Annotated in this window: 13 protein-coding genes and 2 pseudogenes; 9 read left to right on the top strand and 6 right to left on the bottom strand. The window is 69.2% G+C overall.

What is annotated here, in order from left to right; all coding sequences use genetic code 11:
* Positions 1–98 precede the first annotated feature (98 nt).
* Positions 99–400, top strand: a pseudogene (locus IPZ69_RS28515) (SRPBCC family protein); the annotation flags it as partial.
* A gap of 199 nt (positions 401–599) precedes the next feature.
* Here IPZ69_RS28515 and IPZ69_RS28520 read toward each other — a convergent pair.
* The 5 genes and pseudogenes from IPZ69_RS28520 to IPZ69_RS28540 all read right to left on the bottom strand — a co-directional run bounded on the left by IPZ69_RS28520 (position 600) and on the right by IPZ69_RS28540 (position 5,172).
* The gene (locus tag IPZ69_RS28520) at positions 600–2,789 is read right to left on the bottom strand and encodes a SpoIIE family protein phosphatase (RefSeq protein WP_235457451.1); all 2,190 of its coding nucleotides are present in this window, start codon (positions 2,787–2,789) and stop codon (positions 600–602) included.
* On the bottom strand, positions 2,773–3,177 hold the full coding sequence (locus IPZ69_RS28525; RefSeq protein ID WP_235457452.1) for a hypothetical protein: 405 nt from the start codon (positions 3,175–3,177) through the stop codon (positions 2,773–2,775). Before IPZ69_RS28525 ends, IPZ69_RS28520 begins: the two co-directional genes overlap by 17 nt.
* A gap of 434 nt (positions 3,178–3,611) precedes the next feature.
* The gene (locus tag IPZ69_RS47905; protein WP_374294123.1) at positions 3,612–3,782 is read right to left on the bottom strand and encodes a DUF6479 family protein; all 171 of its coding nucleotides are present in this window, start codon (positions 3,780–3,782) and stop codon (positions 3,612–3,614) included.
* Positions 3,783–4,132: 350 nt separating this feature from the next.
* A pseudogene (locus IPZ69_RS47910) lies at positions 4,133–4,222 on the bottom strand (DUF5133 domain-containing protein); the annotation flags it as partial.
* A 323-nt stretch (positions 4,223–4,545) separates the two neighbouring features.
* Entirely contained in the window at positions 4,546–5,172 is a 627-nt protein-coding gene (locus tag IPZ69_RS28540; protein WP_235457454.1) for an ANTAR domain-containing protein, read from the bottom strand.
* Positions 5,173–5,392: 220 nt separating this feature from the next.
* Here IPZ69_RS28540 and IPZ69_RS28545 point away from each other — a divergent pair, with 220 nt between their 5' ends.
* Positions 5,393–5,725, top strand: coding sequence for a helix-turn-helix transcriptional regulator (locus IPZ69_RS28545; RefSeq protein WP_235457455.1), 333 nt, complete (start codon positions 5,393–5,395; stop codon positions 5,723–5,725).
* A 607-nt stretch (positions 5,726–6,332) separates the two neighbouring features.
* Here the strand turns inward: IPZ69_RS28545 and IPZ69_RS28550 are convergent.
* Positions 6,333–6,977, bottom strand: a complete 645-nt coding sequence (locus IPZ69_RS28550) for a diguanylate cyclase (protein WP_235457456.1) — start codon at positions 6,975–6,977, stop codon at positions 6,333–6,335.
* Positions 6,978–7,293: 316 nt separating this feature from the next.
* Here IPZ69_RS28550 and IPZ69_RS28555 point away from each other — a divergent pair, with 316 nt between their 5' ends.
* From IPZ69_RS28555 to IPZ69_RS28585, 7 genes are all read left to right on the top strand, one after another.
* Positions 7,294–7,956 (top strand): HAD family hydrolase, encoded by a 663-nt coding sequence (locus tag IPZ69_RS28555; protein ID WP_235457479.1) that lies wholly within the window; start codon positions 7,294–7,296, stop codon positions 7,954–7,956.
* A 115-nt stretch (positions 7,957–8,071) separates the two neighbouring features.
* The gene (locus IPZ69_RS28560) at positions 8,072–8,635 is read left to right on the top strand and encodes a flavodoxin family protein (RefSeq protein WP_235457457.1); all 564 of its coding nucleotides are present in this window, start codon (positions 8,072–8,074) and stop codon (positions 8,633–8,635) included.
* A gap of 11 nt (positions 8,636–8,646) precedes the next feature.
* Positions 8,647–9,324: a HemK2/MTQ2 family protein methyltransferase gene (locus IPZ69_RS28565; protein ID WP_235457458.1), complete on the top strand. Its 678-nt coding sequence runs from the start codon at positions 8,647–8,649 to the stop codon at positions 9,322–9,324.
* On the top strand, positions 9,317–9,556 hold the full coding sequence (locus tag IPZ69_RS28570; RefSeq protein ID WP_268835141.1) for a CDGSH iron-sulfur domain-containing protein: 240 nt from the start codon (positions 9,317–9,319) through the stop codon (positions 9,554–9,556). Before IPZ69_RS28565 ends, IPZ69_RS28570 begins: the two co-directional genes overlap by 8 nt.
* Positions 9,553–10,593, top strand: coding sequence for an iron-containing redox enzyme family protein (locus IPZ69_RS28575; protein WP_235457460.1), 1,041 nt, complete (start codon positions 9,553–9,555; stop codon positions 10,591–10,593). Before IPZ69_RS28570 ends, IPZ69_RS28575 begins: the two co-directional genes overlap by 4 nt.
* A gap of 532 nt (positions 10,594–11,125) precedes the next feature.
* The gene (locus tag IPZ69_RS28580) at positions 11,126–12,268 is read left to right on the top strand and encodes a carboxylate-amine ligase (protein WP_235457462.1); all 1,143 of its coding nucleotides are present in this window, start codon (positions 11,126–11,128) and stop codon (positions 12,266–12,268) included.
* A 440-nt stretch (positions 12,269–12,708) separates the two neighbouring features.
* Positions 12,709–13,182 (top strand): SRPBCC family protein, encoded by a 474-nt coding sequence (locus IPZ69_RS28585; protein ID WP_235457463.1) that lies wholly within the window; start codon positions 12,709–12,711, stop codon positions 13,180–13,182.
* The last annotated feature ends 44 nt before the right edge of the window (positions 13,183–13,226 follow it).

The following is a 13,226-nucleotide window of genomic DNA, read 5'->3' on the forward strand; positions in this document are numbered from 1 at the left end:
GGCTTGGCGCCGGTTGCCCGGGTACTCGGTGTCGTGCACGTCCAAGGGGCCGTGCCGGCACGCCAACGCGCACTCCGACGAAAGCCAACCAGGAGGCAATCACGGGCACGGTCAAGGAAGCGGTCAACGTGGAGGTTTCGCTCCGCACGGCCTACAACCATTGGACAAGGTTCGAGCAGTTCCCCCACTTCATGGGGGCGTCGAGGAGGTCAGGCAGCTCGACGACCGGCACAATCACTGGACCACCAGCATCGGCGCGGTGCGCCGCGAGTTCGACACAGAGATCGTCGACCAGCTGCCGGACGACCGGATCACCTGGCGCTCCGTAGCAGGCGACACCACACAGTGCGGATCGGTCCGCTTCGAGCGCATCGACGACACGCACGCCAGGGTGGAACTCACGACAAGGCCGGCGTTATAGCCGCCAGTTCGTTCAGTGCCCGGCAGCGGCGGCCAGGCACGTGTTGCCGGGCGAAGTCGAGAAGGCGCTGGTAGCCGCGGCCATGGGCGGGTGCGTTCGGTGGTGTCCAGGACAGCACCGATGGGGCTGACGGCTGCTGCGGCGATGGTGTCGCGGTGGGTGTAGACGCCCCATCACATCAGTGGGCCGCTGCGCCCATTGACGGCCGCCGTGCGGAGCGTGCAGCAGCGCGCGCAGGCGTTGTGCCAGGCGTGCTGGTGGTGCGGAGCAGGAGCAGGGCGATGTCGTCGGTGTGCTGACCGTGGGGCCAGCTGTGGTGCACCAGATCGCCGATGAGCTGATCCAGGTCGGATACATCGGTATGGGCAAGGTGGTCGGCGAGGGCGGCGGTGGTGCGATCGGTGCCCCTGCCGGGGACCTCCACCAGGCCGTCGGTGTAGAGGGCAAGGAGGGTGTTCACAGGCAGCGGCAGGGTGGTGAGGGGGTATGAAGCGTCGGCGTGGATGCCGAGCAGCGGGCCGGGTTCGACGGTGAGGACGGCGGTCTGGCGGTCGGGGTGCCGCATGAGTGGTGGGGTGTGGCCGGCGCTGGCGAGGGTGATCTGGTGGCGGGTGAGGTCGAGGTGGGCGTAGAGGCAGGAGACGAGGAGGCCGGGCTCCAGGTCTGTCAGGACGCGGTTGGTGCGGGCGAGGACCTGGTCGGGGGTGGCGCCGGCGGCGGCATAGGCATGGACGGCGATGCGGACCTGCCCCATGAGGGCCGCCGCGGCGGTGTTGTGGCCCTGGACGTCGCCGATGACGGCCGCAGCGGTGTGCGGGTCCAGCCGGATGACGTCGTAGAAGTCACCGCCGATGTCCATGCCGTGGCTGGCGGCAAGGTAGCGGGCGGCCACGTCCAGGCCGTCGATGCGGGGCAGAATCCGGGGCAGGAGCGCCTGCTGGAGTCCGTGGGCGAGTTGGTGCTTGACGTCGTAGAGGCGGGCGCGGTCCAGGGCCTGGGCGATCAGTCCGGCCAGGGAGGTCAGGACGGCGCGCTCGTCGGGGGTGAATGTGTGGGGCTGGTCGTAGGAAAGGATGCAGCAGCCGACGGGACGCCCCGAGACGATCAGCGGGAGGAAGGCCCACGCCTGCTTGTCGCTGATCTTCGGCGCCTGCGGGTAGCTGCGGGCCATCTCGGCCGGGTCGGCGAAGAACGAGGGCACGCCGCTGGCGATGACCTGGCCGGCGGGCGTGAGGACGGTGTCCAGCGGCAGGCCGTCGAGGCGTTCGATGACTTCGGACTTGTAGCCCCGGTGGCCGGTGATCTTCAGACGTCCGGCGTCGGCGGCGGACAGCACCAGGCTCTGGGCGCCGAGGGCGGGCAGGATCTGTGCGCCCACCAGGTCGACGACGTCACGAACGCCCACGGCCTCGGTGAGGGCCGCGGACAGGTGCATCAGCTGGTACAGGCGGCTCACCCCGACCAGTCCGCTGGCTGTCGGCGGCTTGATCGGCACCGGGGCAGGCGAGGGCCTGTCGGCGAGCGCGGTCTCGATGATGCGGACGCTGATTCCGTCGGGGCCGGGGAAGAGGTAGAAGTCCAGCCAGGTGTCGGGCGGGCGCAGGGCATGGAAGAACGCGGGTTCGCGGCTGAGCAGTGCGGTGCGGTACTTGTCCCCGTAGGCCGGATCGTTGAGCCAGGGCAGTGCGTGCCAGGGCAGCCGGCCCAGCAGCTGGCCGGCCCCGCGGCCCAGCAGGCGGGCGGCGCCGGAGGTCAGGAAGGTGATCCGGCCTTCCGAATCGAGAGCGAGACTGCCGCCGGGCAGGCGTTCGGCAAAGTTGGCCACGGCGTGCGGCGTGCGGGTGTCGAGGTGCTGGAAGTGGACCATGCTTGGCTGGTCGGGGATGACGGGCGGTCGGCCGGTGGCCTGCAGCAGGCGACCTGTGCGCCGCGCGGCCTGCATGATGCGGGCGCGTTCGGGGCCTGTGGCATGCGGGGGATGGTCGGCGGGCCACAGCAGCAGCAGTGCGCCCCGGCAGGCGGGAGGGCCGGGGACGGGCGCGGCGGCCAGACAGAAGCGGTAGGGCAGCGTGGCGGCGGCGCGCGGGTAGGTACGAGCCAGGTCCTCCAGACCGCCGACCCACACCAGGCGATCCTCACGTACGGCGTCGGCCACCGGGTCCGGGGCGGCCAGCGCAATGCGTGTCCACGGTGCTGCATACTCAGCGGGCAGGCCGCCGGTCACCACCAGGCACAGCACCCGCTGCCCGGTATCGAGCAGGTAGATGCCGCCGGCCGCGGCCCCGGTGCGGCGCACGGCGGCGGCCAGCGCCCCCTCCAGAGCCTGCCTCGGCGACCTCGCGTCGGGCCGTTCACCGTGGCGGGACATCGCCCTGTCCCGGTCGGCTCCCGGCGGTGCCCCTTCGGGTGCAGCGGGCACGAGCGGCCTCGCCGCTGATGCCCAGCGCCCTGCCGATCTGCGGCCAGCTGGCCCCGGCCTGCCGGTCCGCCAGCACCGCCAGACGCACTAGATGGTCGGTAAGACGCGGGATGCGGGCTACGGCCGTGCAATGGGCGGCCCGGTCCGGCACCCCGCCGTCACCGGCGGCGATACCGGCCAGTTCACCCTCGATGTGCACCAGGAGCACGCAACCGGCGCTCACCATGGTCCGGCGGGCGGCCTCGGCATGGCGCCAGCGGCGCCGGGCCCGCCAGGCCGCCTGCCGGTACGCGGCACGGCCGTACCGGCGGCCGGCACTGCGGGAACCTGGCAACACGGCCCCGCACCAGGCGCAGCACGCATTACCCATACCAGGACACTACGCCCGCCAGGCAGCGACGGCGCACCGCGGTCGTTCAGCCAAGGCGGTGCTGAAGCCCGCACGCAACTCAAACCAAGATCACCGAGTGTCGTCGGCAAACCACTCCTGCCGACGCCACGGCCCAGTACGGTTACCGCACCGCCGGATCTGCAGGTGTCGGCGCCTACCCCGGAAGCAGGCCGCGGCGCACAAACGCCGTCGGAAGCGATCCCGGCCCCGGGATCCCTGTCCGCCATTAGGCTATGCCGCGCCGCTGCCCCCGCTTCCGAATGATCCGCCGGAGCCGGGCTGCCAGCGGGGACGGGTCTGGTTCCGGCTCGGCGTGCTGGGGGGCGTTTCCGAGCAGGTGGGGAGTGAGGCGGTCGCCTTCCCTCGTCGCCCGGGGCACTTCATTCGGCTCGCGCATGGTCCGCTGCTCGCGAACCGGCCCCTCGCGGCAGAGTCGGCTGCTCCGAGCGGTGGGGCGGTCCGGGCTCTCGGCTGCGCACCCGGATCCCGAGGAACACGGCCCCCACAAGTGCAGCCGTCACGAACAGACCGCAGACGACGATGACGACCATCCCCGCCGCCGGGCAAGGAATGCCCGGGCGATGAGGCGGGCAGGACGAGGTGGACGCTGGGTCCCTAGGGGCGGGCCACGCCGACGTTCGCGCGGGCGGACGGTCGGCAAGCCCCGTACGAACCAGGAGAGCTCCGACGCCTGCTGACAGCGGCTGCTTCCGAGCAGACCACCTCCTCCGGAAACCCTGAGGGTGGCACGGCCCGCACAACCACTCGCTCAAGCTGCGACTTCACTCCAGAGCGACAAAACTGCGCAACGAGCCCTCGAGAGATCATGGGTGTGGCGCAGCGCGCAAGCCAGCAGCAGCCGCCTGGGGTGCGCAGGTCCAGGCAGGAAGGAGAGAGTCGTCCGGGGGACGGGAAGCTGGTACCTGGCGGCGATCAGGGCGGCGTCGATGTCCCAGGTGCCAGTGCACACGCACAGCGTGTAGGCAGCGTCGTTCGCAGACCCCCGGGCTCTTCCGCAGCGGCAGGTGATCACACACGTGCGGACGGTATGCGTGGCCGGTTTGCCGCGACCGGTGACGAAAGCGCAGGAACGGTCGACCAGACAGGCACGCGGCGTGAGGGGCCTGTTCGAGATGCGCGTGCCCTCCGCGGCGCCGGCCGCAAGGTAGATCCGGCTCCGGCACCCAGACGACGATGACGACGTCGCTCTCCTCATCGCCCGCGCCCAGCCCCTGGCCACGGCCCGCGAACCCGAACGCCCGGGCCGGGCACACCTCGACTGAGCACGCCCCCGGCCGTCGTGCCCGCCGGTGTTCAGCCGTCGAGTCCGCTGACCTTTGCGACGGCCGCCGTCACCTTGTTTTGGACCCCGCCTGACAGAGGGGTTCCTTTCACTGTGGTCACCACGTCCCTGGCTAGGCGGTGCAGCTTGGTGTTGGTGTTCTGCGAGGCCATGACGAGTACTTCCCACGCCTCGTCGGCGCTCAGGCCGAAGGAGGCCATGAGGATTCCGCGTGCCAGGTCGATCTCCGGACGGGTCCGAAGGGCCCGTCGAAGCTGCACGACCTCGGACTGAAGCTCTTCGTTGTCCCTGCGCGGTGGGACGGGCATGGCTACGGATGCACTGGTGTCCTCGGCACTGCTGGAAAACAGGGCGTATGTGTCGGTGAGGGTGAGCAGGCGTTCGGCCTCGGGGCTGGCGGCGGTAACAGTGATCGTTTTCCCTTCAGCGAGCGCTTGTCGGCGGACGGTCAGCAGCACATTGAGGGCGGAACAGTCGCCGAACTCCAGCTCGCTCAGATCCAGGTCGATACCCCTGGCCGACCTGCCGAGGGCATCATGCAGCGAGCGACGGAGCGTCTGACTGTCGTCAAGACAGAGCCCTCCGCGCATGGTCACGACCACGCGGTCGCCGTCCGGACCCGCCTTGATCACGGGCACCGGGGCGGCCACTCGTGTACAGCTGCGGGCCGCGCTCGCAGGGCGGGCTTCGCAGGGAGGCTTCGGCATGACTGCCTCTCGGTGGGTACTCAACGTATCCCGGGCTTTCAGCGTGGCCCGCGACGAGGTAACCCGTCAAGATGTACATGAGATATTTTTCGTGCTTTTGAGTACATGAAGAGCTAGTCGTACGATTTAGCCATGGTTGGGATTGAGTCGGATGTCTGAGCCGCAGATCGGATGGACGTTCCTCACCAGCCATGCTCGCGTTCTGGCAAGCATCGCGGACAACCGCAACGCGCGTATTCGTGACATCGCGGCACGCTGCCAGCTCACCGAACGCGCCGTCCAGAAGATCATTGCGGACCTGGAAAGCGACGGCTACCTCTCGCACACCCGCCGGGGCCGCACCAACAGCTACCGGATTGACCCGAGCAAGATCTTGCGTCATCCCGCAGAAGCCGGCCTCACCGTGGCCTCGCTGCTGTCGATGCTGGTCAGGGACGAGAGCGAGCGGCAACACGACATCGAGCAGGCCCGGTCCAAGCCCTGACCGCAGCAGCGAAGCCGCCAGGGAGAGCCCGGCAGCCTGGGGGCTGCCCGAACGCCCCATGCGGCGTATTCAGGCCAGCCGAAACGGCTTGGCCGAACGGCCGACACGGTGCACGCCGACCACACATGAGGCGATAGGTGGCATGTTGAGGGGGTCCCATGCCCCGCGACCACGGTCAACAGAACGGTAGCGGCGGAATAGCGGTAACCACTCAGGGGCGACTCGCCATTGTGCGACGACGTTGCTGAGTGCCCTGCGATGGCACTGTCGCACCACGCCACGTGGATGCCCACCGCTTCCGACGCCACCCGATCGCTCGTTTCACGCCACCCCGATCCGGTCGACCCAAGGGCAATTGAGCGGGCAGTTGCCGCCCCCGCCGAGGACGAAACGGCGTCAGGCCCGGGCCGAGCGCAGCGACCCGGCCCACTGCTTCGGCGGCCGGCCAACGCGAGCCTGTACTCGGCCCGCTTCAGGACGGCGCCCTGCTTGGCCGCCGTTCAGATGACCCGACTGCGGTTCGGGGGGCAGCCGCCGCTCCTGCGGCGCCAACGGAGGCAACTTCGGCAACTGGACCTGTACGAGTCAGGAATGCCCCGTCCGTTTCTCATCGAGGGCTGCCCTCCCGCGCCGCAGCCCGCAGGCAGCGCCCTAGCTCTTCGGCGTACGGCGCGACAACGCCTGAGACGATGACCCCAGCGAGCCCGGCCAGGTAGGCGGCCGGCAGCGGGTGATCCTTGGGCAGCAGACGCCAGTCATGGGGATCAGGGCCCCCTCGCAGCAGCGAGCGGACTTGGTCCGCGTGCAGACAGGCGGTGAAGGCCAGCGCTGTGACCGGCAGGACTTCCAGGAAGCTGTGGATGTGCTGCTCGATGGGCCGGACCTCCCGTTCGCCGACGGCCAGCGACACGTCGTACAGGGCCGTCGCGCCATGGGCCAGGGCGGCACCGCCCATCACGGTGAGCACCAGCGGATTGACCCGGGCCAGCAGTCCCATCACCACGGGGACGCCGGCCTCGGTCATCATCAATGCGTGGACGGCCGACTCCCTGGTGCCACTGGTGTGCTCGATCCGGGTCCGCCGGTGCATCCACCAATCCGCGAGGCCCGGCACCACCCACAGAGGAAGGACCCCATACAGCAAAAACCGGCGGCTGGCGGCCTCCACGTCGGTGGACGACACCGGTACCCGCAGATCGTCGGCCCGCCGCCACGTCCGCCAGGCTTTTCGGGGCAGTACACGCGGTGCCATGGAAACCTCCGTGACGGTGACAACGGCCCTCTGCCCGACGACTTCGAGCCCTCGAATACCCGCCTTCCGGTACCCCTCGTCAAGCCGGTCACACCACACGCGAAATCCCGGCGCCGCGCACTCCACAGCAAAGACGGAGGCTGGCCAACAGCGGAGCACGTCGTGGTGCCTGGAGGGCGAGGGTGAGTGAGATCGTTCATGGGTACCCGGTGACCTCCACCGGATGGTCGGCCTACTGACTGCGAGGGCCACTCGGTCCTTCGTCGCACAGAGGAGTCTCGTCATGTCCACGTATGAGGGCCGGACGGAGACCGGCATGGATCGGGCAGCCGTGTTCGACGTGGACGGAACCCTCGTCGACACCAACCACCTGCACGTACTGACCTGGTGGGAAGCATTCCGTCAGGCCGGACACCAGGTCCCCACCCATGCAATACACCGGGCCGTCGGGCTCGGTTCCGACGATCTCATCGCCCATCTGCTCCAAGGCAAAACGACCTTGGCGCCGGGGGAAGCACAGCATCTCGACACCGCGCACAAGGTGCTCTACGCCCAGTACTTCGAACGGCTTTCGCCACTTCCGGGCGCGGGACGTCTGCTGCGGCGGCTGGCTGACGACGGCTGGAGGGTGATCCTGGCAACATCGGCAAGTGACGACGAGCTGTCCGCGCTGAGGAACGCGATCGACGCGGACGACGCCATCACGGCGACGGCAAGCGCCGACGACGTCACCGAGGGCAAACCGTCCCCCGAGCCCGTCGAGCGGGCCCTGGAACTGGCCTGCGTGCCCGCGGAGCACGCCGTGTTCGTCGGCGACACGGTGTGGGACATGCAGGCAGGCAGCCGGGCAGGGGTGCGGTGCGTGGCGCTGCTCTGCGGCGGCATCCCCCGTACGGACCTGGAAGAGGCGGGCGCCGATGCCGTTTTCGACGACCCTGCCCACCTGCTCGCCTCGCTGCCGCGAAGCCCTCTGGCCTGACGGAAATGGTGTGCGCTGGCCCCATCGTTACGTCCGCTGCCTGGGGGTACCCGTGCCACACCGCCGGTTTGCACCGGCGCACCCGCACCACGTACACCGTGTTCGGAGCCAAGCCGTGAAAGCGCTCGTCATCAACTGCACGCTCAAGAAATGCCCTGAACCGTCCAACACGAAGGCGCTGGCCGCAGTCGTCGCCGTGCGTGTGTCTGATTTCCAGGCGGAGGTGGGAACGGTGCGCGCCGTCGACCTCGACATAGCCCCCGGGGTGGTCACGGACGCAGGCGACGGCGGCGAGTGGCCGCGGGTTCACCATCGGCTACGGGAGTTGCGCATATTCATCATCGCGTCGTCCGCGTCGCTGGGTCGGCCGTCCTCGCTAGCGCAGCGCGTGCTGAAGCGGATGGACGCGATGATGGCCGAGACGGACGACGTGGTAAACGCGAACGAGGACGGCGCCCACCACGTGATCAGCAAGAAGCCCGGCGCATTCGCGGACAGCGGCTACACCGTCCCCGGCCAGGCGTGGACGTACTGGCACCTCGGTCCGGGCCCGGGCCCCGAGCACCTGAATGCCGAGCGCTGCCGCGACTGGGCCCACAGCACCGGACGCACGATGGCCGACAACCTGCGCGGGTTCTCACAGGCGCTGTCCGAACGGCCGTTGAAGGCCCTCAGCTGAAGAAGCCCACGATGACAGCCGAGACCCTGACCGCCTCTCCCCGATTCCGCTGCTGGATCCCGCCAGGGGTCTACCGGCCGCAGACCGACACCGGGCTGCTCAGCCGAGCGATGCGCCGGGAGCGGATCACCAGCCGTACCGAGGTCCTGGACCTCGGCACCGGCAGCGGCGTACTCGCGGTGGAGGCGGCCCGGCGGGGCGCTCGGGTCACCGCGGTGGACATCTCCTGGCGGGCTCTCGCCGCTGCCTTGTGCAACGCCCTGATGAATGGCCAGATGGTGCGCGTACGCCACGGCGACATGGCGGCAGCCGTCCGGGGCCGTCGTTTCGACCTCGTGGTCACCAATCCGCCGTACGTACCCACACCGGGTAATGCCACGCCCCGAGGAGGCGCCAGGGCCTGGGACGCCGGCACGGACGGCCGTCTCCTCATCGACCGTATCTGCGCGACGGCACCGACGATGCTGCGCCCTGCGGGGGCCCTGCTGATGGTGCACTCGCATCTGAACGGCGTCGAAGAGACGCTTGCCCGTTTCCGGGCGGCCGGTCTGCACGCGGAGGTGGTCGACCGGGCCCGGTTGCCCTTCGGTCGCGTGCTGCGCGCCCGGCTCTCCTGGCTGCGCGAGCGTGGGCTGGTGGGGGACCGTACGTTCGAGGAGCTGGTGGTGTTCCGTGTCGAACATGTCTGAACGCCCGCGCCGCATCCGCGTCCAGCGCGGCGGCCCTCTCCTGGTGGAGGGACCGGTCGAAGTCGTGGGCGAGGACGGCGAGGTGACGGTGTCTCGGCGGTTCACGGTGGCCGTCTGCACCTGCCGTCGCAGCCGGATACCTCCGTGGTGCGACACCAGTCACCGTTGCCGCACCAAGCGGAACGAGGGGGACGAGGGGGATGAGGGGGACAAGGGGGACGACACACCATGACGGACGTCCGCTCGCGACGCGAAACCCGGCCACCGCCGCTGCCCCATCCGCGCGGCTCGCTCTCGGCCGCGGTCGTGAACACGCTGCGCGGAGCGGGACAGAGCCTGCCACAGCTGCCCACCGACGCCTACGGCGACGACCTGCAACTGGCCCTGTACGTCCTCTACGAACTCCACTACCAGGGCTTTGACGGCGTATCGGACGACCGCGAATGGGACCCCGAACTCCTCACCCTGCGCGCCATGTTGGAGGACCTCTTCCTTGACGCGCTGCGCGCGGACGTGCCGATCGATGCGTCCGACACCGCCGAGCAGGCTCTGAACCAGCTCCAGTGCGAACCGGTCGGCGACGACAGCGGCAGCGTCTCGCACTTCCTGCGCAACCACGGCACCCTCGAACACTTCCGTGAGTACGCAGCGCTGCGTTCGCTCTACCACCTCAAGGAAGCGGATCCGCACGCCTGGGTCATCCCCAGACTGCGCGGGCGGGCCAAGGCCGCCATGGTCGCCGTGGAATTCGACGAGTTCGGCGCGGGCCGCGCGGACGAGATCCATGCGGAGCTGTTCGCCGATCTCATGGCGGACCTGGGTCTGGACACGTCGTACGGCCACTATCTCGACGCCGCACCCGCCGAGGCGCTGGCCACTGTGAACCTGATGTCCTTGCTCGGCCTGCACCGGGCCTTGCGCGGCGCGCTCGTCGGACACTTCGCAGCCGTCGAGGTCACCTCGTCCCCAGCCTCACGTCGCCTGGCCGAGGCACTTGAGCGGATGGGGGCCGGCCCCTCGGCCATCCGCTTCTACACCGAGCACGTGGAGGCGGACGCGGTGCACGAACAAGTCGTACGGCATGAGGTCGTCGCCGGTCTGCTGGCGAGCGAACCGTGGCTGGACGCCGACGTGGTGTTCGGCATCCGTGCGACCGGCCATCAGGAGGACCGGCTGGCGGCCCGGCTGCTGGGCGCCTGGCGAGCCGGGTCGACGGCCCTGCGCACGGGCGGCATCGCCCCGGCCGTTGCGGGCAGGCCGGTCACATGAGAACGGGATCGGGTGTCCCAGGCTGCGTGGGACGACGGCGGTATGCCCACTCGCCGATGCGCTGCGCGCCGCCCTATGAACAGGCCGCCCGGCCCTGGCCCTCGCAGTGCCCGGGACACTGCGCCGACCGTCGGAATGAACTCGGTGTCGCTGGGCCCTACGCCAAACGGTGCTGCGGCCGGCCTCTGGCGGAGGCAACCGGCAAGTCGCTCGGTCGCCAAACAGTCGACGCGATCGGCAAAGCCGAGCACACGGTGGTTGGCGCGCCGAAAGACTGCCACGAGGCATTCAATGCCCTGGTCAGGGCGTATCCCACAGGCAGCAAGGATCAGGCCGATTGCCTGATCGATCACGGCGTGCGAGAGGGCGACCTCTGGCACATGACGGATCTTCCGAAGAATCGGCCACGGAAGACGCTCAAGGCAGGCGCTTTGTGTCGCCGCCTACCGCTCATGGCACCCGGCCGGCATCGAGGCCACCGCGTTGCCGGACGCTGGTGGCGTGCGCCGGAGCACCCGGCGCGGTGGTCCCGATGACCGGGCGGCCCGACACCGTGTTGCGGTTCGGCGTGGAGGAAGAGTTCCTGCTTACGGATCCGGTCAGCAGGATGACTGCGCCGCGCGCTCACTTGGTGCTCCCCCGGGTCGCGAAACGGCTCGGGGAACGAGCACAGTCCGAGTTCCACGCCACCCAGGTCGAGGCGTGCACACGCCCAGTGGCCACCGCCGAGGCACTGGCCTCCGAAATCGCTGCAATGCGCGTGATGATGGCCGAGGCTGCTGATCGTGTGGGCTGTCTTCTCGTTGCTTCTGGCACCTCCGTACTACCCAGCCATCACCCGCTGCCGCTGACGGACGCGACCCGGTATCGCACGGTTGCGGCGCACGTCGGGGCCATCGCCGATCAGGAGGGCGGGGAATTGTGCGGTTGCCACGTCCACCTCGGCGACCTGAGCCGAGCCGACGCGCTCGCCCTCGCCGCCCGCCTTCGACCCCACCTGCCCGTGCTCCAGGCTCTCGCGGTCAATTCCCCGTATTGCGAAGGCGTCCACACCGGGATGGCGAGCACGCGGTGGGCCCGCCACTCCGCCTGGCCGACCTGCGGGCCTGCACCGGTCTTGGACGAAGCCGGGTACGAACGCACCGCCCGTCGGCTCATCGCCGACAAGATCGTTCTCGACCGAAGAATGATCTATTGGTATCTGCGCCCCTCCGAGCACCTGCCGACCCTTGAGGTGAGGATCGCCGACACCAACGCCGACATGGAAGTTCCTGTCCTGCTCGCGGTGTTGCTGCGAGGACTGGCGCACACCCTGCTGGTTGAAGACCGCCGCGGCGCACCGGCGCCACACGTCCCCGAGGCTCAATTGCGCCAGGCGCACCGCCGCGCCGCGGAAGGAGGTCTTGCGTGCCAGGGCATGGACCCGGTCACCGGCACCCTGGCATCGATGGCAGACCTGCTGGGCGACCTCTACGAGCGAGCGGCACCCGGCCTCGCCGAGGCGGGTGACCTGAACCTCGCCCGCACGGAGATCGAGGCCGTGCTGTCGGGCGGCACCGGCGCGCAGCGCCAGCGTGCGGCTTTTGCCCGACGAGACCGCCTCACCGATGTGGTCGACGACCTCGCGTTCCGCACCAGACTGGGCCCAGCGGCCACGCGGAGCACACAGCCGTGACGCGTGCGCTCCCGGCCGGGACACACGGCACAGCAGCCACAACGCCCACGGCACTGTGAAGCACCCATGGCCAGCTGGGATGAAAGCCGCGGATCGCCACACCAGTGAGGAGACACACGTCACCGCGGCCATCGACAGCGGCAGCCACGGCCGCCGAACCGGGTGGCTCACGTCCGACGAGACCTGCGTGGGGCAGCAGCGCGACATCATTGGAGTCATTCCGGTCGTCCGCGATATCCACCTCATTCGCGTCGTCCTGCGGAAGCAGTCCGCTTCACCCCGCCGTGCGGCTTCGTACAGCGACCGACTGACGCCTGTGCCCAAAGCCCAGATGCCTGGCTTCACGTCGCTTTCCCGGGTACTCGGTGCCGTGCACACGTAAGAGGGGTCGGCACGCCCAGTGCGGCCGGCTTCAGCCACAAGCCGACAAGGAGACACCTATGAGCAAGGTCAAGGAAGCAGTCGACGTGGAGGTTCCGCTCCGCACGGCGTACGACCAGTGGACTCAGTTCGAGGAGTTCCCAAAGTTCATGGAAGGCGTCGAAGAGGTCAGGCAGCTCGACGACCGGCACAACCACTGGACCACCAGCATCGGCGGAGTGCGGCGGGAGTTCGACACAGAGATCGTCGACCAACTGCCGGACGACCGAATCACCTGGCGCTCCATCGGCGGCGACACCCAGCAGCGCGGATCAGTCCGATTCGAACGACTGGACGACACACACACCAGGGTCGAGCTCACGATGGACGTGGAACCCACCGGAGTCGCCGAAAAGGGCGCCAGCGCACTGGGCATGATCGACCGGCGCATCAAGGGCGACCTACACCGATTCAAGGACTACGTCGAAAGCGGCGGCGACATCGGCGGCTGGCGCGGACGCATCCGGCCCGAAGACCCCAGCTCGACCCTGTAACCGACAGACATAGGCCTGGCTAGGTGAGAAGGAGCGCACCTGCA

It is taken from the genome of Streptomyces olivochromogenes (assembly GCF_021538895.1).
GTDB classification, from domain to species: Bacteria; Actinomycetota; Actinomycetes; order Streptomycetales; family Streptomycetaceae; genus Streptomyces; species Streptomyces olivochromogenes_A.

Coding starts and splice junctions, on each gene's coding strand:
- IPZ69_RS28520 (WP_235457451.1), bottom strand. CDS start 2,789: ATGTCCCGCCACGGTGAACGGCCCGACGCGAGGTCGCCGAGGCAGGCT.
- IPZ69_RS47905 (WP_374294123.1), bottom strand. CDS start 3,782: ATGGTCGTCATCGTCGTCTGCGGTCTGTTCGTGACGGCTGCACTTGTG.
- IPZ69_RS28545 (WP_235457455.1), top strand. CDS start 5,393: ATGTCTGAGCCGCAGATCGGATGGACGTTCCTCACCAGCCATGCTCGC.
- IPZ69_RS28550 (WP_235457456.1), bottom strand. CDS start 6,977: ATGGCACCGCGTGTACTGCCCCGAAAAGCCTGGCGGACGTGGCGGCGG.
- IPZ69_RS28555 (WP_235457479.1), top strand. CDS start 7,294: ATGGATCGGGCAGCCGTGTTCGACGTGGACGGAACCCTCGTCGACACC.
- IPZ69_RS28565 (WP_235457458.1), top strand. CDS start 8,647: ATGACAGCCGAGACCCTGACCGCCTCTCCCCGATTCCGCTGCTGGATC.
- IPZ69_RS28570 (WP_268835141.1), top strand. CDS start 9,317: ATGTCTGAACGCCCGCGCCGCATCCGCGTCCAGCGCGGCGGCCCTCTC.
- IPZ69_RS28575 (WP_235457460.1), top strand. CDS start 9,553: ATGACGGACGTCCGCTCGCGACGCGAAACCCGGCCACCGCCGCTGCCC.
- IPZ69_RS28580 (WP_235457462.1), top strand. CDS start 11,126: ATGACCGGGCGGCCCGACACCGTGTTGCGGTTCGGCGTGGAGGAAGAG.
- IPZ69_RS28585 (WP_235457463.1), top strand. CDS start 12,709: ATGAGCAAGGTCAAGGAAGCAGTCGACGTGGAGGTTCCGCTCCGCACG.